Annotated in this window: 13 protein-coding genes and 2 tRNA genes; 10 read left to right on the top strand and 5 right to left on the bottom strand. The window is 73.5% G+C overall.

Annotation, left to right across the window (positions count from 1 at the left end; translation table 11 throughout):
* Nucleotides 1-40 precede the first annotated feature (40 nt).
* Nucleotides 41-1,747: an ABC transporter family substrate-binding protein gene (locus ABZ495_RS15515; protein ID WP_359836230.1), complete on the bottom strand. Its 1,707-nt coding sequence runs from the start codon at nt 1,745-1,747 to the stop codon at nt 41-43.
* 318 nt (nt 1,748-2,065) lie between these two features.
* Here ABZ495_RS15515 and ABZ495_RS15510 point away from each other — a divergent pair, with 318 nt between their 5' ends.
* The 4 genes from ABZ495_RS15510 to ABZ495_RS15495 all read left to right on the top strand — a co-directional run bounded on the left by ABZ495_RS15510 (nt 2,066) and on the right by ABZ495_RS15495 (nt 6,404).
* Nucleotides 2,066-3,046, top strand: a complete 981-nt coding sequence (locus tag ABZ495_RS15510) for an ABC transporter permease (RefSeq protein WP_329487777.1) — start codon at nt 2,066-2,068, stop codon at nt 3,044-3,046.
* Nucleotides 3,047-3,062: 16 nt separating this feature from the next.
* Nucleotides 3,063-4,151, top strand: coding sequence for an ABC transporter permease (locus tag ABZ495_RS15505; protein ID WP_359805019.1), 1,089 nt, complete (start codon nt 3,063-3,065; stop codon nt 4,149-4,151).
* Complete coding sequence (locus ABZ495_RS15500) at nt 4,148-6,235, top strand: ABC transporter ATP-binding protein (protein WP_359836228.1); 2,088 nt, start codon at nt 4,148-4,150, stop codon at nt 6,233-6,235. Before ABZ495_RS15505 ends, ABZ495_RS15500 begins: the two co-directional genes overlap by 4 nt.
* Before the next feature lie 95 nt (nt 6,236-6,330).
* Nucleotides 6,331-6,404: transfer RNA gene (locus ABZ495_RS15495), tRNA-Lys, on the top strand.
* 83 nt (nt 6,405-6,487) lie between these two features.
* Here ABZ495_RS15495 and ABZ495_RS15490 read toward each other — a convergent pair.
* Nucleotides 6,488-7,363 (bottom strand): alpha/beta hydrolase, encoded by an 876-nt coding sequence (locus tag ABZ495_RS15490; RefSeq protein WP_359836226.1) that lies wholly within the window; start codon nt 7,361-7,363, stop codon nt 6,488-6,490.
* Between the two features lie 232 nt (nt 7,364-7,595).
* Here ABZ495_RS15490 and ABZ495_RS15485 point away from each other — a divergent pair.
* The 3 genes from ABZ495_RS15485 (at nt 7,596) to ABZ495_RS15475 (ending at nt 11,654) form a co-directional block, all read left to right on the top strand.
* A tRNA-Lys gene (locus ABZ495_RS15485) sits at nt 7,596-7,669 on the top strand.
* A gap of 279 nt (nt 7,670-7,948) precedes the next feature.
* Nucleotides 7,949-10,366 carry a transglycosylase domain-containing protein gene (locus tag ABZ495_RS15480; protein ID WP_359836224.1) on the top strand — a complete coding sequence of 806 codons (2,418 nt, stop codon included), beginning with the start codon at nt 7,949-7,951 and terminating at the stop codon, nt 10,364-10,366.
* A 187-nt stretch (nt 10,367-10,553) separates the two neighbouring features.
* Nucleotides 10,554-11,654, top strand: a complete 1,101-nt coding sequence (locus tag ABZ495_RS15475; RefSeq protein ID WP_359836222.1) for a DMT family transporter — start codon at nt 10,554-10,556, stop codon at nt 11,652-11,654.
* On the opposite strand, the gene lepB is transcribed toward ABZ495_RS15475, so the two are convergent.
* A complete protein-coding gene (gene lepB, locus ABZ495_RS15470) occupies nt 11,617-12,441 on the bottom strand; it encodes a signal peptidase I (protein WP_359805009.1) in 825 nt (274 codons plus the stop codon). The genes ABZ495_RS15475 and lepB overlap by 38 nt on opposite strands.
* Nucleotides 12,442-12,626: 185 nt before the next feature.
* A complete protein-coding gene (locus ABZ495_RS15465) occupies nt 12,627-12,962 on the bottom strand; it encodes a chorismate mutase (RefSeq protein WP_329487784.1) in 336 nt (111 codons plus the stop codon).
* Nucleotides 12,963-13,288: 326 nt separating this feature from the next.
* Here ABZ495_RS15465 and ABZ495_RS15460 point away from each other — a divergent pair, with 326 nt between their 5' ends.
* Nucleotides 13,289-13,714, top strand: a complete 426-nt coding sequence (locus ABZ495_RS15460) for an OsmC family peroxiredoxin (RefSeq protein ID WP_352295645.1) — start codon at nt 13,289-13,291, stop codon at nt 13,712-13,714.
* A gap of 403 nt (nt 13,715-14,117) precedes the next feature.
* A complete protein-coding gene (locus tag ABZ495_RS15455; RefSeq protein ID WP_359836221.1) occupies nt 14,118-16,169 on the top strand; it encodes an EAL domain-containing protein in 2,052 nt (683 codons plus the stop codon).
* A 64-nt stretch (nt 16,170-16,233) separates the two neighbouring features.
* Here the strand turns inward: ABZ495_RS15455 and ABZ495_RS15450 are convergent, their stop codons facing one another.
* Entirely contained in the window at nt 16,234-17,337 is a 1,104-nt protein-coding gene (locus tag ABZ495_RS15450; RefSeq protein WP_329487787.1) for an LLM class flavin-dependent oxidoreductase, read from the bottom strand.
* A gap of 496 nt (nt 17,338-17,833) precedes the next feature.
* Between ABZ495_RS15450 and ABZ495_RS15445 the strand changes: the two genes are divergently transcribed.
* Entirely contained in the window at nt 17,834-18,430 is a 597-nt protein-coding gene (locus ABZ495_RS15445; protein WP_359805003.1) for a hypothetical protein, read from the top strand.
* The last annotated feature ends 344 nt before the right edge of the window (nt 18,431-18,774 follow it).

The following is an 18,774-nucleotide window of genomic DNA, read 5'->3' as shown; positions in this document are numbered from 1 at the left end:
CGCCGTGCCGCCGGCGCCACCACCGCCGCGGTGGCGGCCGCTACTTCTCCCAGCCCACCGTGGTGTAGTCGACGCTCGCCAGGCCGAACGCGCCGTAGTTCGCCAGGCCCTTGCGGCTCGCGACGACCGTCGGCCGCTGGTACAGCTCGACGGTGTGGCCGAGCTCCCAGATCTTGGCGTCCGCCTGGTTGTACAGCTTCGCGGCCTCCACCGGGTCGATGGTGCCGGCCGCCTTCTTGAGCAGCCCGTCGATCTCGGGCGTGCCGAGCTTGGAGTAGTTGCCGAAGACGTTGTCGCCCTGCGGCAGGCGGAAGTTGCCGAGGCTGCTGGAGAGCGGGAACGAGTCGGTGTTGCGCCAGCTGGCGATGGAGAACTTGCCCGGGTTGACGTACTTGGTGAAGAAGTCGTTGCTCGGGACCTTGTCGAGCTCGACCTTCACACCCGCCGCCAGCCACATCGACTGGGCCGCGGTGGCCAGGTCGAGCTGGGCCTGCGGAGCGGCGTCGGTGAGCACCCAGTGCAGGGTCAGCGGCTGGCCGTCCTTGGTGCGCGGCTGCCCGCTGCCGGCCTCCTTCCAGCCCGCCTCGTCCAGCGCCTTCTTGGCAGCGGCCAGGTCGAACTTGGCCCATTCGCCCGAGTTGTCCTGGTAGCCGGCCTGGTTGGGCATGAAGATGTGGTTGCCCAGCGGCTTGAACTCCACCGGCACGCCGTTGTTGGCGATCTTGATCAGCGAGGGGCGGTCCAGTGCCTTGCCGAGCGCCTGGCGCACCTTCTGGTCCGCCAGCGGGCCGCCGCCGCCGAACGAGATGTGCACCTCGTCCCACGGGCTGGCGGTCCGGATCACCGCGTCCTTGGCGTCCTTGAGCTGCCCGTACGCGGTGGCGGTGCCCGCCGTGGCGAAGTCGATCTCGTTGTTCAGGAACGCCTGGGTGGTCGCCGACTGGGACATCACCCGGAAGGTGATCTTCTCGACCTTGGGCTTGTTCCCCCACCAGGCCGGGTCCGGGACCAGCGTGATGGTCTGCGCGGTCTTGTCCGCCGTACCGATCTTCAACGCGCCGGCGGTGATCGGGATCCTCTCGACCCAGCCCTTGTTGAAGTCGTCGGCCGTGCTGATCCCGGCTGCCGGGATCAGCGGGCGGAACAGGTTCTGCCAGTCCGCGTACGGCTCCGAGAAGCTCACCTTGACCTCGGAGGCGTCGGCGCCCTGCTCGATCCCGGAGATCAGCTCGTAGCCGGAGGAGTCGGCGATGTTGTAGCCGTCCTTCTTGCCCCCGCTGGCCTCCCAGTCCGCCTTGAAGTCCAGGTAGCCGAGCGGCTTGCCGTCCGACCACTTGGCCTTCGGGTTCAGCTTGTAGGTGACGACCTGCGGCGAGGTCGAGGTGACCTTGGCGTCCACCAGGTAGTCGGGGGCCGGCTTGAAGGTGCCGGTCTCGTCCGTGGTGAAGAGGTTCGGCTCCAGGGCCCGCATGATCTCGACCGCGTCCCCGTAGCGGCCGTCCACCTGGAACGGGTTCCACTGGGTGATCCACTGGTAGAGCGGGAACCGGACCTCCCCGCCGTCGCGCAGCTGGTCCGGCGACTTGGCGTTGACGTCGATCGCGCCCTGTCTCGGGGGCTCGCTCTTGGCCACCTTGTCGGCCGACCCGCCGCCGCCCGAACTGCACGCGGTGGCGGCCAGCGCGACGGCCAGGGCGAGCACGGCGGCCCGGCCGGCACGGCGTACGGGCGTGGTGGAAGCGTCCATGAGGGTTCCCCCCGGGTGAAATCCATCAGGTTGGTGAGGGTTGAGCGTCGCGAGGTGTGGCGAAGCTTGAGCGTGGGCAGCCAAGTCGGTGCCGGCGGAGCGAACGTAACAGCCGATCAGCACGAGTACCAGGGGGCGGAGTTCACACCTGATCCAAACGAAACGGACGGCAACACTGCCGCAACACCCCGGCCTTGAGCCGGTGCAACACTCCTGACCTGGACATTCCCCGACGGCTCCACCAGGGCCACCGACCGAAGGCCACCCACCGATGCCCACCCCACGCGTCGGCCCCGCCCCCACCCCGGGCGGCCGCTGATGCTCCGCTACCTGGCGAAGCGGCTCAGCTACTACGCGGTGCTGCTGATAGCCGCCGTGTTCCTGGCGTACGCGCTGTCCGCCGCCGCCCTCCAGCCGCGCGCCTACTTCGAGGCCAAGGTGCCGCGACCGGCCGCCGCCTCGGTCGAGCGCCAGCTCACCGACCTCAACCTGAACGACCGCACCCCCGTCGTCGAGCGCTTCGGCCGCTGGGCCGGCGACCTGCTCCACGGGGACCTCGGGCGCACCATCCACGACACCCCGGTGGCGGACGACTTCGGCCGGCGGATCTGGGTGTCACTGCGCCTGCTGCTCATCGGCAGCCTGCTCGGGATGGCCCTGGGCGTGGCCGCCGGGGCCTGGAGCGCGGTGCGCCAGTACCGGATATCCGACCGGCTGCTCACCGTCTTCTCCTTCGTGATGCTCTCCACCCCGGTCTTCCTGGTCGCGCTCTTCCTCAAGAACGGCGCCATCGCCGCCAAGGACGTCGCCGGCCACGAGGTGATCCCCTTCACCGGCTACGAGACCCCCGGGCTGGCCGGCGGGATCGGCGCCCACCTCGGCGACTGGGCGCTGCACCTGCTGCTGCCCACCCTCTCGCTGGCGCTCGGCGGCCTCGCCACCTACAGCCGCTACCAGCGCGGCACCATGCTCGACGTGCTCGGCTCCGACTACCTGCGCACCGCCGAGGCCAAGGGCCTCACCCGCGGCCGCGCCCTGGTCAAGCACGGGCTGCGGACGGCGGTGATCCCGATGTCGACGATGTTCGCCTACAGCTTCCTGGGCATCTTCACCGGCGCCGCCTTCACCGAGACCATCTTCGGCTGGCACGGGATGGGCGAGTGGTTCATCCAGTCCATCAACGAACAGGACGTCAACTCGGTCGTCGCCGTGAACCTGTTCGCCGCGGTGGTGGTGCTCGCCTCCGGCTTCCTCGCCGACACCCTGCACGCCGCCCTCGACCCGCGCGTGCGGTCCTGACCGGAGGAGAGCCGCCATGACCGCCGTCACCACGGAACCCGCCGAGCCCGCCGAGCCCGCCCGGTCCACCGGTTCCGCCGTACCCGCTCCGCCCGCCGCACCCGCCGCACCGGCCGCACCCGTGCTGCCGCTCGTCGCGGGCGCCCCGGGCGCGCTCGACCTACCCGCCGTCGCGGCCGCACCGGGCGTCGCCGCCCCGCCCGTCGGCGCCCCCGCGGCGGCCGGCCGCGGCCGGCTCGTCCTGGCCCGGCTGCTCGCCGCCCGCTGGGCGGTGGCCGGCACCGTCGTCGTCCTGCTGCTGTTCGCGCTCGCCTTCGGCGGCCAGTACCTCACCCCCTGGGACTACGCCACCCCCGACTACACCGCCCTGCGCCAACCCCCCTCCGGCAGCCACTGGTTCGGCACCAACGGGGTCGGCCAGGACGTCTTCGCGCAGACCGTCCGCGGACTGCAGAAGTCCCTGGTGATCGGCCTGCTGGTGGCGCTCTTCTCGACCGTGCTGGCCTCCCTGGTCGGTGCCTGCGCCGGGTACTTCGGCGGCTGGACCGACCGGGTGCTGATGTTCCTGGTCGACCTGATGCTGGTCTTCCCCAGCTTCCTGATCATCACGATCATCTCGCCCCGGCTGAAGGGCACCGGCTGGCTCGCCTTCGTGCTGCTGCTCGCCCTCTTCAACTGGATGATCACCGCCCGGGTGGTCCGCTCGATGACCATCTCGCTGCGCGAGCGCGAATTCGTCCGCGCCGCACAGTTCATGGGGGTACGGCCGCTGCGCGTCATCACCCGGCACGTCCTGCCGAACGTCGCCTCCTTCCTCATCATCGACGCCACCATCGCGGTCGGCGGCGCCGTGATGAGCGAGACCGCGCTCTCCTACTTCGGCTTCGGCGTGAAGGCCCCCGACGTCTCGCTCGGCACCCTGCTCGCCGCCGGGACCAGCGACGCCCCGGTGTTCCCCTGGCTGTTCTACTTCGCCGCCGGGCTGCTGGTGCTCTTCGTCCTGGCCGTCAACCTGATCGGGGACGGGTTGCGCGACGCCCTCGACCCGACCACCGAGGTCGCCCGGACCCCTCGTAGGACTCGTAGGAAGCGCGGAAGAACGTGACCACCACCGTCGAGACCCCGCTGCTGGCCGTCCGCGACCTGCGGGTCGACTTCACCGGACCGCGCGGCGCCACCGTCCCCGCCGTCCGCGGCGTCGACCTCAGCCTGCGCCGAGGCGAGACCCTGGGCATCGTCGGCGAGTCCGGCTCCGGCAAGTCCGTGACCGCCCTGGCCGTGCTCGGACTGCTGCCGGGCACCGCCCGGGTCCGGGGCTCGGTGGCCCTGGACGGCAGGGAGCTGGTCGGCCTGCCAGGACGTGAGCTCGCCGCCATCCGCGGCAGCCGGGTCGCCATGGTCTTCCAGGACCCGCTCTCCGCCTTCACGCCCGTCTACCGGATCGGCGACCAGATCGTCGAGGCGCTCCGGATCCACCAGCGCCTCGACAAGCAGGCCGCCCGCGAACGGGCCGCCGAACTGCTCGACCTGGTCGGCATCCCGGCCCCGGACCGCGCGCTGGACAGCTTCCCGCACGAGTTCTCCGGCGGGATGCGCCAGCGCGCGATGATCGCCATGGCCATCGCCAACGACCCCGACATCCTGCTCGCCGACGAGCCCACCACCGCCCTGGACGTCACCATCCAGGCCCAGGTGCTCGACGTCCTGCGCACCGCCCAGCGCGAGACCGGCGCCGCGCTCGTCCTGGTCAGCCACGACCTCGGAGTGATCGCCGGGATGGCCGACCGGGTCGCCGTGATGTACGCGGGCCGGGTGGTCGAGACGGCCGGCGTGGACGAACTCTTCGCCGCGCCCCGCCACCCCTACACGCTGGGCCTGATCGGCGCGGTGCCGAGGCTGGACGGCCGGGGCGGACCGCTGGTGCCGATCCCCGGCGCCCCCGCGCCGATGGCCGAACTGCCGCCCGGCTGCCCGTTCGCCGCGCGCTGCCCGCTGGTCGAGGAGCGGTGCCGGACGGCGGAACCGGACCTGGGCGGACCGGCGGCGTCCGGCGGGAGTGCCGAGGAGGCGCACCTGGCCGCCTGCGTGCGGGCCGGGGAACTGGCCGAACGCCGGCCCGCGCCCGCCGAGGTCTACCCCCTGCCCCCGGTGCCACCGGCCGCGGCCGCCGTGTCCGGGCCGCGCGGGGAGCGCCCGGCGGTGCTCTCCGTCAGCGGCCTCACCAAGACGTTCCCGCTGCTCAAGGGCACCGTCTTCAAGCGCCGGATCGGCGAGGTCTACGCCGTGGACGGGGTCGAGCTGGACATCCGGCAGGGCGAGACGCTCGGCCTGGTCGGCGAGTCCGGCTCCGGGAAGTCCACCACCCTGTTCGAACTGCTGCGGCTCGCGAAGCCGGAGTCGGGCCGGATCGAGCTACTCGGGCAGGACACCGCCGGGCTCTCCCGCTCGGCCGCCCACCGGATGCGGTCCCACCTGCAGATCGTCTTCCAGGACCCGATGGCCAGCCTCGACCCCCGGATGCCGATCGGTGACATCGTCGCCGAACCGCTGCGGGCCCAGGGCACCGACCGTGCGGAGATCGGCCGCCGGGTGCCCGGACTGCTGCGGCAGGTCGGCCTGGATCCGGCGCACGCCGTCCGCTACCCGCACCAGTTCTCCGGCGGACAGCGCCAGCGGATCTCGATCGCCCGGGCCCTGGCCGTCCGGCCGAAGCTGCTGGTGCTGGACGAACCGGTCTCCGCGCTGGACGTCTCCATCCAGGCCGGGGTGCTCAACCTGCTCCAGTCGCTCAAGGCCGAGCTGGGCCTGTCCTACCTCTTCGTCTCGCACGACCTGTCGGTGATCCGGCACCTCGCGGACCGGGTGAGCGTGATGTACCTCGGGCGGACCGTCGAACAGGGCGAGGTCTCCGCCGTCTTCGAGCGGCCCCGGCACCCGTACACCCGGGCGCTGCTCTCCGCCGTGCCACTGCCGGACCCGGCCGCCGAGCGGGCCCGCAGCCGCATCCTGCTGGCCGGCGACCCGCCCTCGCCGACCGCGCGGCGCACCGGCTGCCCGTTCCGCACCCGCTGCCCCGTCTACGCCGGGCTCGAAGCCGCGGCGCGGAAGCGCTGCGAGGCCGAGGCCCCGCCGCTGACCGGCCCCGGGCCGGACCTGGACCACCAGGCGGCCTGCCACTACCCGGAGTAGTGGCACCCGGCGGCGCCGACCGTCACCGGGCGTGACCGGATCGTCTCGATTCGGCAGATCGGCCGGACTCCGTGTAATGTCGTGCGGGTCAGCAGGCGCCGCTAGCTCAGTTGGTTAGAGCAGCTGACTCTTAATCAGCGGGTCCGGGGTTCGAGTCCCTGGCGGCGCACATGGCAAGGTCTCAGGCCGTCCACTCCGGTGGGCGGCCTGAGGCGTTTCCGGGGCCTGCGCCGGGAGGCTCCGGCGCGGGGCTCAGCGGGTGTCCAGGATCGCCGAGGCCACCGCGTCCGGGCGGTCGAACATCAGCAGGTGCCCGGCCGGGGCCGTGCTGCGGAAGTCGCCCCCGAGCAGCGCGGCGAGACCGCGCTGCTCGGCCAGCCGGGCCCGGGTGCGGCTGCCGCGGCACCCGTCGTCGGCGGCGAGCACGGTGACCGGCAGTCCGGGCGGCAGCGGTGCGATGCCCCGCAGTTCGTCCAGTTCGGCGGCCATGTCGAGGTAGCACGCGTTCTCCCGGAGCAGGGCGCGCAGGGCGCGCCCGGTCCGGTAGCAGTGCCGGACCAGCGGCGCCGGGGCGAGGTCCTCGTGGCGGACGGTGGTCGCCCGGGCGACCAGCCCGCGCACGGTGGGCCCGAGCAGGTACGGCGCCGCGACGGCCGTGGCCGCGCCCGCGACCGCGCGGGCCGCCAGGTCGCGCAGCCCCGGGGCCGGCAGCGGCCGCGGGTCCGGCTCGACGCTGCCGTCCAGCAGGACCAGTCCGGCCGTCCGGCCCGGGTGGAGCCGCGCGAAGGCCTCGACGTGGAACCCCGCCAGCGAGTGGCCCGCCACCGTGCACGGCTCGCGCAGTCCGAGCGCGTCCAGCACGCCCCGGATGCGGGCCGCCTCCCCCGCCGCCGTCGGGGCGGGCCGGCTGGCGGGCTCGGAGGCGCTCAGCCCGTACCCGGGCCGGTCGAAGCGGACCACCGTCCGGTAGGGGGTGAGGAAAGGCACCACGAGGTCCCAGTCGAACCAGCTGCTGCCCAGCCCCCCGGTGAGCAGGCAGACCGGTCCGCCGCCCTCGGTGCGCACGTGCAGGGGCGTCCCGTCGACCCGCAGGAACATCGCGGAGCCGCGGGCCTCCGGTCCGGTCATCGCGGTTCCACCCCCTCGCCCGCCGACCGGAGCGGCAGCGCGGCGAGGGCGGCGAGGGCGAGCCGTGTCCCCCGGCGGCCGGGGTGGGAGCTGGGCACGTTCCCAGCCTAGCCGGGCACAAAATCCGCCCCAACCGGGCGGAAACGGGCGCCGTGCCGGGGGTGGACGGGTCCTTCGCCCCCGGTGGTTCGGGGCACCCGCCCGGACCGTGTATTGTTCTCCAGGTCAGCAGGCGCCGCTAGCTCAGTTGGTTAGAGCAGCTGACTCTTAATCAGCGGGTCCGGGGTTCGAGTCCCTGGCGGCGCACAGACACTTGGGGAGCCTCTCGCAGTCGCGAGAGGCTCCCTGATTTTTTGCCCTTCGACGTCCGTTTTGCGTGTGATGTCGGTCTCGCTTGCCGCTTCGGCGGAGCCAACCGGCCCGCTCGGCACGTCCTGGGCTGTACACCGGAAACGGGGGCAAACGTCCCCAACCGTCGACATTCCCGTTTTGTGCTGGCCGCACGGTTCGCCCGCAGGAAAGGCTGCCGCTTTGTCCCCAAACACCCGGAGCGGCCGACGCACGCCGTCCCTCGGGCTCCGCCCGGTGGAGCGCCTGAAGCGCTCGCCGGAGGGTCCGGCCGGCGGCCGCAGGCCGCGCCGCCCGAAGCGCACCGGCTGGCGCCGGCTGATCCCGACCTGGCGGATGAGCCTGCTCGGCCTCGCGGCCGCGCTGCTGCTCGGCGTCGGCCTGTTCGCCCTGGGCATCGCCCTGGTGAAGGTGCCGGACGCGCACGCCGCCGCGACCGCCCAGAGCAACACCTGGCTCTACCAGGACGGCTCGGTGGTCGCCCGGACCGGCCAGACCAACCGGCAGAACGTGGGCCTGGACAAGGTCTCCCCCGCCGCCCAGCACGCCGCGCTGGCCGCCGAGGACCGCAACTTCTACCACGAGGGCGCCGTCAACGTGTCCGGTCTGGTCCGCGCCGCCGTCAACACGGCCAAGGGCGAGGGCACCCAGGGCGGCTCGACGATCACCCAGCAGTACGTGAAGAACACCTACCTGAACCAGAAGCAGTCCGTCACCCGGAAGGTGAAGGAACTCTTCATAGCGATCAAGGTGGACGCCACCGAGACCAAGGACGCCGTCCTGTCCGGCTACCTCAACACCTCGTACTACGGGCGCGGCGCCTACGGGATCCAGGCCGCCGCCCAGCAGTACTTCGGTGTCGACGCCGCCGCGCTCGACCCGGCGCAGGGCGCCTACCTGGCCGCCCTGCTGAACGCCCCGAGCGCCTACGACGTGGCCACCGCCACCCCGGCCGGCAAGCAGAACGCGGTCAACCGCTGGAACTACGTCCTGGACGGCATGGTGAAGGAGGGCTGGCTCTCCGCCGAGGAGCGGGCCGCCACCGCCTTCCCCGACGTCAAGGGCCCGCAGGCCCAGCTCGGCCTCTCCGGTCAGGCCGGCTACCTGGTCAACGCGGCGACCGAGTACCTCACCGCCAACAACGTCATCACCGAGTCCGAGCTGGCCAAGGGCGGCTACACCATCAAGCTGAGCGTCGACCCGGCGCGCCAGCAGGCCCTCCAGGACTCGGTCCAGGCGCAGCTGCACGACACCCTCGACCCGGACAAGCGGAAGAAGGACGCGAACGCCCAGGCCGGCGCCGTCTCCGTCGACCCGAGGACCGGTGCCGTGGTCGCCCTCTACGGCGGCGTCGACTACACCAAGCACTACGTGGACAACGCCACCCGCCGGGACTACCAGGCCGGGTCCACCTTCAAGGCGATCGCCCTGGCGGCGGCCCTGGAGAACGGCGCCAAGACCCAGTCCGGCCAGACCGTCACCCCGCGCACCGTCTACGACGGCACCAGCGGGCGCAAGGTCCGCGGCGGCAAGGGCACCCCGTACGCGCCGCCGAACGAGGGCGACAAGAGCTACGGCCAGGTCACCCTGCAGCAGGCCACCGACTGGTCGGTGAACTCGGTGTTCGCCCAGCTCGCCCAGGACACCGGCCTGCAGAAGGTCCGCGACACCGCCGTCGCGCTCGGCCTGCCCAGCAACACCCCCGGGCTCGACCCGGTGCCGTCCATCCCGCTCGGCGCCGCCACCCCGAGCGTGCTCGACATGGCCGGCGTGTACGCCACGCTGGACAACGGCGGCAAGCAGATCACCCCGTGGCTGGTGCAGTCGGTGGACCGCGAGGGCGAGGCGCTCGCGCTGCCGGCCCACAAGACCACCCAGGCGGTCGGCGAGGAGACCGCGCGCCAGGTGACCTCGATGCTGGAGGGCGTCGTCAGCGACCCGGGCGGCACCGGCTGGCGGGCGAAGTCGCTGGGCCGCCCGGTCGCCGGCAAGACCGGGACGACGGACGACCAGAAGTCGGTCTGGTTCGTCGGGTACACCCCCGAGCTGGTGACCTCGGTGGCGCTGTTCGGCCAGGACCCGGGCAGCGGCGCCCAGGTCAGCCTCAGCGGTACCGGCGGGATCGACGGCGCGGCGGGCGGCCAGTACCCCGCGCAGATCTGGACGAGCTACATGAAGGCCGCGCTCAAGGGGCAGCCGGTCACCGACTTCGCCGAGCCCTCGGGCAAGGACTGGTCGGGCGGCGGCGGCACGGCCGGCACCGCCGACAGCTCGCCGTCGCCGTCCGGGTCGGCCTCGCCGTCGGCCACGCCCGGGAGCGGCGCGACCGGCGGGACGTCCGGCGGCGCGGGCAACGGCTCCGGCCCGACCGGCACGCCGGGCGGCCCGGGCGGCTCCGCCGGTACGGACCAGGACGGCTCGCGGTCCGGTGGCGCGACCACCGCACCGACTCAGCAGCCGACCCAGCAGCCGACCTCCCAGCCGACCGGCCGGCCCACCCGGTCGCCGCAGCCGACCACCGGGCCCACCACGGCCCCGACCACCGGGCCGACCACCGCGCCCCAGCCTTCGGGCGGCACGGGGACGGGCACGGGGTCCGGTTCGGGCACGGGCGCGGGGTCGCCGGCGGGGGCCGGCGCGGGCACCGGGCAGTAGCCGGCCGCGGGCGTCGTCGTCCGACGGGCCCGGAGCGGAGCCACCCGGCTCCGCTCCGGGCCCGTTCCGCGTTCCCGCGGCAGGGCGGCCACCGTGGCGGACCCCGCCACTGCGCACAGTTCAGTGCAGGACCAAATGACGAAATGGCGCCTTACCGAATCGGCGGTATGACTGTCACAATGCCTCGGTGCACAGCTCAAAGCCCCTGACCGGCCACGCTCCGGGCAGAACTCTCGGCCTCTCCCTCGCCCTGGTCTCCGCGTTCGCCTTCGGCGGCTCCGGCACCGCCGCCAAGCCGCTGATCGAGGCGGGACTCTCACCGCTGCACGTGGTCTGGCTCCGGGTGACCGGCGCCGCCGTGGTCCTGCTCCCGCTGGCCTACCGCCACCGGGCCGCCGTGCTCCGCCGGCCCGGCCTGCTGATCGGCTTCGGGCTGCTCGCCGTCGCCGGCGTCCAGGCCTGCTACTTCGCGGCGATCTCCCGGATCCCGGTCGGCGTCGCCCTGTTGATCGAGTACCTCGGACCGCCGCTGCTCATCGGCTACGTGAAGTTCGTCCAGCGCAAGCCGATCAGCCGGGGCGCCGCCGTCGGCGCCGGGGTGGCCGTGGCCGGTCTGGCCTGCGTGGTGGAGGTCTGGAACGGCCTGGGCTTCGACGCGCTGGGCGTGCTCTTCGCCCTCGGGGCGGCCTGCTGCCAGGTCGGCTACTTCGTGCTGGCCGACGCCGGCAGCCGGGGCGACCGCCCGGTCGACCCGATCGCCGTCAGTGCCTTCGGGCTGCTGATCGGCGCGGTCGTGCTCACCGTCCTCACCCGCCCCTGGGAGGCCGACTGGGGGCTGCTCGGCGGGCAGGTCGTGATGAACGGGCACTCGCTGCCCGCACTGCTCCCGGCCGCCTGGATGGTCCTGGTCGCGACCGTGCTCGCCTACCTGACCGGGGTGGTCTCCGTCCGGCACCTGTCGCCGCCGGTCGCCGGGGTGGTGGCCAACCTGGAGGCGGTCGTCGCCACCGTGCTGGCCTGGGTCCTGCTCGGCGAGCACCTGGGCCTGCCCCAGACGGCCGGCGGCCTGCTGGTGCTGGCAGGCGCGTTCGCGGCCCAGGCGAGCAAGCCGTCCCCCGCCGCGGCACCGGTGGAGGTCGCGGCACCGACGGACGACCTGACGGGGGCGGAGGCGGGGGCTACCGCGCCCGGCGAGCGCCCGGCGCGGACCGCCGGGGCCCCGGACGACGGGGAGCGGGGAACCGCCGTGGTCAGCGGCCGACCCAGCCGAACCAGTCGAGGTGACTGAGCGGCCACACGACGGCCGACACCGGCCCGACCACGTTGTCCACCGGTACGGCGCCGCCGCCCGGGCCCCGCTGGTGGTAGCGCGAGTCGGCGGAGTCGCTCCGGTGGTCGCCCTCCACCCAGACGTACCCCTGGGGCACGGTCACCGGACCGAAGTCCAGCCCCGCGCAGGAGTCGTCGCCGGGGTGGAGGTAGGGCTCGTCCACCTTCGCCCCGTCGACCGTCAGCGTGGTGCCGGAGCACTGCACGGTCTGGCCGCCGGTCGCGATGACCCGCTTGACCAGGTAGTTGTCGTCCTTCGGCGGCACCAGGCCGACGAAGCCCAGCACCGAGCCCACGGCCCGGGTGACCGGGTTCCCGTCGGTCGGCTGGGGCGGCAGCCAGTCGCCCGGGTCCTTGAACACCACCGGCTGGCCGGGCTCCGGCTCCCAGCCGGTGAGCGGAGCGAGCTTGTTCACGCCGACCCGGTCGCCGATCCGCAGGGTGTTCTCCATGGACCCGGACGGGATCATGAACACCTGGAACAGGCAGGTCTTGATCAGCAGCGCGACCAGCAGCCCGACCGCGGCCATCACCGGGATCTCGATCCACCAGGGCCGCGGGCGGCGCCCCGACCGGCGGGCCTTCGGGCTCCTGGGCCCCTTGCCGCCCCTCGACGCCTTGCGCGACCGCGCCCGGCGGGCTTCCGCCCGGCCACCGGGAGCACCGTCGGCGCCGCGTCCGGGGCCGGCGGCCGGGGCCTGAGCGCTCCCGGCATCGCCGTGCGTTTCGGGCAGGTTCACCGCCATCGTCGCTGCTCCACCTCTCCGGCTGGGGGAACCTGCACGCTACGCCACCCGGGAAGCCACGCGAAATCGCGCTTTTACCCGTGCCAGACATCGCGGACCCGTCCCGCCGGGGCCGGCGCGGGCGCCGGAACGCGGGGAGGAGCGGAGGGACACGAAGGAACGCGAGGAAGCGCGGGCCGGTGCGGTCAGGCGCGGGCGATGGCCTCGTGGTGGCGGATGACCTCGGCGATGATGAAGGTGAGGAACTTCTCCGCGAACACCGGGTCCAGGTGGGCGCCGGCCGCCAGCTCCCGCAGGCGGCGGATCTGGTCGCGCTCCCGCGCCGGATCGGCCGGGGGCAGCTTGTGCTCGGCCTTGAGCCGGCCGACCCGCTGGGTCGCCTTGAACCGCTCCGCCAGCATGTGGACCACCGCGGCGTCGATGTTGTCGATGCTCTCGCGCAGGCTGGTCAGCTCGGCCCGGACGGCGTCGTCGATCCCGTCGGACGGTCCGGTCTCGGGGGTCGTGGGGTGATCCGTCATCGGGGCGGCTCCGCGGCTCTCTGGGGGTGGGCACCCGACCGTCCGTCGGCCGGGGCTCGGGCCCGGGCAAATCTAACAGGGCGCTCGCCGCGCATCCGCACCATTCGGCTCAGCCGTCCACGATCCGGACGCCGGCCGGACCGGTGGCCGGACCGCGGATCGGCCGCCCGGCCAGGGCCGTTGCCGGCCGGCGGCCGGACCGGCCGCCGCCGGGTGCGGCGCCCTGGAGCGTTACCCGTGATCGCCCCCCGGCCTGCCCGTAGGCTGGTGCGCGGCATGACCGGAAGTGACGGGACGGCAGTCCCCCAGTAATGGAGGTACCGATCGTGGCAACCACTCGCACCGCGCACACCGAATGGGACGGCAGCCTGCTCGACGGCAAGGGTCTGGTGACCTTCGACTCGTCCGGCATCGGCGAGTTCCCGGTTTCCTGGCCGGCGCGCGCCGAGACGCCGAACGGCAAGACCAGCCCGGAGGAGCTCATCGCGGGCGCGCACTCCGCGTGCTTCTCGATGGCCCTTTCGCACGGCCTCACCGGCGCGGGCAACCCGCCCACCAAGCTGCAGACCAAGGCGGACGTCACCTTCCAGCCCGGCACCGGCATCACCGGCATCCACCTGACCGTCGTCGGCGAGGTGCCCGGCCTCGACGAGGCGGGCTTCGTGAAGGCCGCCGAGGACGCCAAGGCGAACTGCCCGGTGAGCCAGGCCCTGACCGGGACGACCATCACCCTGACGGCCACGCTGGCCTGACGCACCGCCGCCCGCCGCTCCCCGGCAGCGCGCTCCCAGCGCTCGACAAGCGCCCGGGGCGCACTTGTGGAGCACACGCCCCTGGCGCACATCATGTGATGTGTACCGGGGGCGTCTGCATGTACCACCTCAGATGCCGTGAAAGCAGGCAAATCACCCTGGCGGCGGTCACCGCGTGTTGCCGCCGCGTCCTATGATCGGCCGCAGCGCCCTGTTCTTCACGCGGATCCCCCACGCGAACGCTCCACAGCGAGCGTTGCGCACCGGACCGTGAGGACCTCGACAGGGCGCGGGAGCCGGCCGCCGCAGTTCCAGGCGACCGGCCTGACCAGCATCAAGCGTCAGCAGCGGACGGGAGCATGCCGTGCCGGGCCAGAACGAGGGGGCCGACGCACACCCAAGCGTGCGGCACGAACAACCGCACCAGCACCACCACCTCACCTTTCCGAACCTCCGCCCGGCCCGGGGCACCGACGGGGCACCCGGTGCCCCGTCGGACGGCGCGTCCGACGCGGGGTCAGGACGGGGGCCGGGGGCCGACGATGCGGCGGGCGCCGCCCGCTGTCCCACCTGCTCGGCCCCGCTCGCCGACGGAACGCACCGGCCCGCCGACCCGGCCGGTCCCGCTCCCACGCCCGGGAGCACCGACCGCCTGCTGGCCGCGCTGAGCGCCAGCGAGTCCCGGTTCCGGGCCGCCTTCTGCGACGCCGGGATCGGCATGGCGCTGCTCGACCCCGACGACCGCATCATCGAGGTCAACCCGGCCTTCGCCACCCTGGTCGGCTGCGGGGTCGTCGACCTGGTCCGCACCCACATCCACGACATCATCGACCCGGAGGGCATGCCCGACCGGCTCTTCCCCGAGCTGGTCCGCGGCGACCGCGAACGCGTCCGGGTGGAGAAGCAGCTCAAGCACCGCGAGGGCCGCACGGTGTGGAGCAAGGTGACCATCTCCCTGATCCGGGACGGCGCCGGCAACCCGCAGTACACGCTCGCCATGGTCGAGGACATCACCGAACAGCGCCGGCTCGGCGACCGCCTGGAGTACCAGGCGCTGCACGACCCGCTGACCCGGCTCCCCAACCGGACCTTCTTCTTCGACCGGCTCGACGCGGCCTGCCTCACGGCCGGGATCACCGCGACCGCGCCGGAGACCGCGGAGACGGCGGCGGACCGGCCGGACGGCCGCCGGGTCGGGGTCTGCTACCTGGACCTCGACGGCTTCGCCGCGATCAACGAGACCCTCGGCCACCACATCGGCGACCAGCTGCTGATCGCGGTCGCCGCCCGGCTCCGGCACGGCGTCTCCGACCACAGCTCCCACCTGGTCGCCCGGATGGGCGGCGACGAGTTCGCCGTCCTGGTGGCCGACAGCCGGGGCAGCGAGCAGCTCACCGAACTGGCCACCCGGCTCCTCGAAGCGCTGGAACGCCCCTTCGACGTGTCCGGGCACCGGCTGGCGGTCACCGCCAGCGTCGGCGTCGTCGAACGGTCGGTGCACGAGACCACGCCCGCCGACCTGGTCAAGGACGCCGACTCCACGCTGTACTGGTCGAAGGCCGACGGCCGGGCCCGCTGGACCCTCTACGACCCGGACCGGGGCGCCCACCAGCTGACCCGTCAGCTGCTCGCCACCGCGCTCCGTCCGGCCCTGGAGCGCGGCGAGTTCACCGTCGAGTACCAGCCGCTCGTCGGCCTCGCCGACGGCGCCGTGCACGGTGCCGAGGCCCTGGTCCGCTGGCGCCACCCGCGCTACGGGACGCTCTCGCCCGACCGCTTCATCCCGCTCGCCGAGGAGTCCGGCGCGATCGTGCCGCTGGGCACCTGGGTGCTGGAGGAGTCCTGCCGCCAAGCCCGGCGCTGGCTCACGGAGTTCCCGGACAACGAGACCTTCGTGAGCGTCAACCTGGCCGCCCGTCAGATCTGGGACTCCGACGTGGTCGCCGACGTGGCCCGGGCCCTGGAGAGCTCCGGCCTGCCGGCCCGGCTCCTGCAACTGGAGATCACCGAGAGCGCGTTGCTCGGCCCCGGCGGGCGGCCGCTGCAGTCCCTGCAGGCCCTCGCCGACATGGGCGTCCGGATCGCCATCGACGACTTCGGCACCGGCTACTCCAACCTCGCCTACCTCTCCCGGCTGCCGGTGCACGTCCTGAAACTGGACGGCACCTTCATCGAGGGCTTCCGCGACCCGGACCCGGCCGGCCGCACCGGCCTCCCCGGGGCCGGCTCCCGCCGGAGCGACGCCGACGAGCAGATCGTCGGCGCCATGGTGCAGTTGGCCCACACGCTCGGGCTGACCGTGACCGCCGAGGGGATCGAGAGCGCGGCGCAGGCCGAACGGCTGCGACTCACCGGCTGCGACACCGCGCAGGGCTGGTACTTCGCCAAGCCCGGGGAGGCGGAGCACGTCGCCGCGATACTCCGCGAGCGCCGCCCGCGGCCGGCCACGTCATGACGACGGCCCGGCCGCGCCCCTGGTCGGGGGCCGGCCGGGCCGGGAACCGGACCCGCCGGCGGGCTCAGGCGCCGGCGGCCGCCTCGCCGGTGAGCCCGTAGGCCCGGGCGATCAGCCCGTACGAGCGGTGCCTGGCCTCGTGGCCGTGGATGTGCGAGGTGACCATCAGTTCGTCCACCCCCGTCCGCTTGCGCAGCGACTCCAGCCCGTCGGCGACCTCGCCCGGCGAGCCGAGGACGACGTTGCCCAGCCAGTCGTCCACGAAGTCGGCCTCCACCGGGCTGTACGGGTAGCTCTCCGCCTCCTCGGGGGTGGGGATCGGGCCCGGGTTCCCCCGGCGCAGGCGCAGCATGCCGAGCGCCGAGGAGCGCGCGAGCCTGCGGGCGGCCTCCCGGTCGTCGGCCGCGACCGCGTTCACCCCGATCAGCGCGTACGGCTCGGCGAGCACGGCCGAGGGGCGGAAGGACGACCGGTAGAGGTCGAGGGCCGGGATGGTGTTGGTGCTGCTGAAGTGGTGGGCGAAGGCGAACGGCAGACCGAGCCGGCCGGCCAGCTGGGCGCTGAAGCCGGAGGAGCCGAGCAGCCAGATCGGCGGCCGGCCGGCACTCCGGGGAACGGCCGCGAGCCGGGCGTAGGGGTGGCCGTCCGGGAAGTCGCCGTCGAGGAAGTGGGTCAGCTCGGAGAGCTGCTGGGGGAAGTCGTCGGCCCCCTCGGCGAGGCCGCGCCGCAGCGCCCGGGCGGTCGCGGGGTCGGTGCCGGGGGCGCGGCCGAGCCCGAGGTCGATCCGGCCGGGGTGCAGCGCCTCCAGGAGGCCGAACTGCTCCGCGATCCCCAGTGGCGCGTGGTTGGGCAGCATCACGCCCCCGGACCCGAGCCGCAGCGTCGTGGTGTGGGCCCCGAGGTGGGCGAGCAGGACGGCGGGCGTCGAGCTGGCGACGCCCGGCATGCCGTGGTGCTCGGCGACCCAGAACCGGTGGTAGCCCCACTCCTCGGCGCTGCGGGCCAGGGCCGTGGTCGAGGCCAGCGCCTCGGCCGGGGTGTAGCCGGCGCCCACGGTGGCCAGGTCCAGGATGGAGAGCGGCGCGGGCGCCGAGCCCCGGGCGGTGCCCCGGATCGCCGCGTGGCTCCGCGGTCCGGGCCCGCGCTCCTGCTGGTCGTCGGTGGTCATGCCGTCCGCCCTCCTGGCCGTCCTGCCGGTGTCCGTGTGGCGTCTGGAACGGCCGCGCACCTCGTCCGCGGCCCCGCCACTGCCAAGGGGGGTCAACCACGCCGCCGGGCCGGGTGTTCCCGCTCCCCGGCTCCACCGTGCGACCACCCGCCTACCGACCGTTCGGCTGACTCAGAGCCAGCGCGCGAACACGTGTGGCGACTTCACGCCAGCGCGGGAAGTCGCCAGCCGCAGGGCTCGCGACGGGCGGGCGGCGTCCGGCAGGCTAGGACGCAGAGCGGATCACCCAACGGGATCCACTCCCACCTGCAAGGTCGTCGGGCTGGACCAGCACCGATCGATCCCCGCGAGCCCCTGGAACGGCACCCCGCTCCAGGGGCTCGCGTCGTGTGAGGCCGAGCACAGCCGGGGTGCTTCATGGCATGAAAAGTCGAGGCGCTAGCGTTGTCCCCTGCAGCCATCTGCTCCCCCGGGCAGCCTGGAGGGAGTACCTGACTTGGACATCGCGACGGTGATCGGATCCTCATGGATCTGCGCCCTGGCTCTCTGCGCCGTACTCGGCGACGCCTTTCTCCCCTTCATCCCCAGCGGGACGCTGGTCATCCTGGCCGTGCTCAAGACGGCCCAGATAGACGGCGCTCCGGTGGTACTGGGGTTCGGGGTGGCGATCGCCTCCTTCCTGGGAGACCTCCTGCTGCTCCGGCTGGCCCGCCGGGGCGCCCCCTCGCTGCAGCGACGGCTCGAACACCGGCCGCAGCTGGCGGCCAGCGTGGCCCGGGTCCAGCAGGCGCTGGACGGGCGCACCACCGGGGCCGCGGCCGCCATGGTGGTGGTCGCCCGGTTCGTGCCGGCCGGCCGGACCGTGCTGGACCTGGCCATCGGGCACTCCCCCGCCGAGCCGCACCGCTTCCTGCGCTGGTCTGCCCTGGCCGCCCTGGTCTGGGCCGCCTACATCGTCACGCTGGGCTGGCTCAACAGCCACTGGTTCGACACCGCCTGGCTGAGCCTCGCGGTCTCCTGCGCCGCCGCGACCGTGATCAGCACCGCGATCGCCCGGATCGTGCGGCGCAACCGCCGGCTCGTCATCACCTGACGCCGCGCCGCACCGGCGTGGGCGCGGAACCGCGTCGAGGGCTCCTACGGCACCGCAGCGTCGTCGACGCGCGGTGCCGCGCCCGTGCAGCCTCCGCCCCAACTCTCACTCCGGCCTCCGCCCCTGCGGCGCCGGCCCCGCGGCGTACCGGAGTTCGCGGTTCCGGTACAGCGCGCGGAGGACCGCCCGCCCGGCCCCGCCGGGAGCCGATCCCCCAAGAGCGTGCAAAACGTCACAGGACCGCAACAGAAGGCCGGCCGTTGCAGCCGGTCGATGCCGGGTAGGCGTGTTGGCTGTTGTTGGACCTCGGGGACTTCTTCTTCCTTGATGCCTTCCGCGTCCAC

This window comes from Kitasatospora sp. NPDC005748 (genome assembly GCF_040630735.1).
Lineage (GTDB): Bacteria > Actinomycetota > Actinomycetes > Streptomycetales > Streptomycetaceae > Kitasatospora.
Note: the sequence above shows the minus strand (reverse complement) of the source record. Positions and strands in the feature narration are given on the sequence as shown.

Coding starts and splice junctions, on each gene's coding strand:
- ABZ495_RS15515 (WP_359836230.1), bottom strand. CDS start 1,747: ATGGACGCTTCCACCACGCCCGTACGCCGTGCCGGCCGGGCCGCCGTG.
- ABZ495_RS15510 (WP_329487777.1), top strand. CDS start 2,066: ATGCTCCGCTACCTGGCGAAGCGGCTCAGCTACTACGCGGTGCTGCTG.
- ABZ495_RS15505 (WP_359805019.1), top strand. CDS start 3,063: ATGACCGCCGTCACCACGGAACCCGCCGAGCCCGCCGAGCCCGCCCGG.
- ABZ495_RS15490 (WP_359836226.1), bottom strand. CDS start 7,363: ATGACCGGACCGGAGGCCCGCGGCTCCGCGATGTTCCTGCGGGTCGAC.
- lepB (WP_359805009.1), bottom strand. CDS start 12,441: ATGGCGGTGAACCTGCCCGAAACGCACGGCGATGCCGGGAGCGCTCAG.
- ABZ495_RS15465 (WP_329487784.1), bottom strand. CDS start 12,962: ATGACGGATCACCCCACGACCCCCGAGACCGGACCGTCCGACGGGATC.
- ABZ495_RS15450 (WP_329487787.1), bottom strand. CDS start 17,337: ATGACCACCGACGACCAGCAGGAGCGCGGGCCCGGACCGCGGAGCCAC.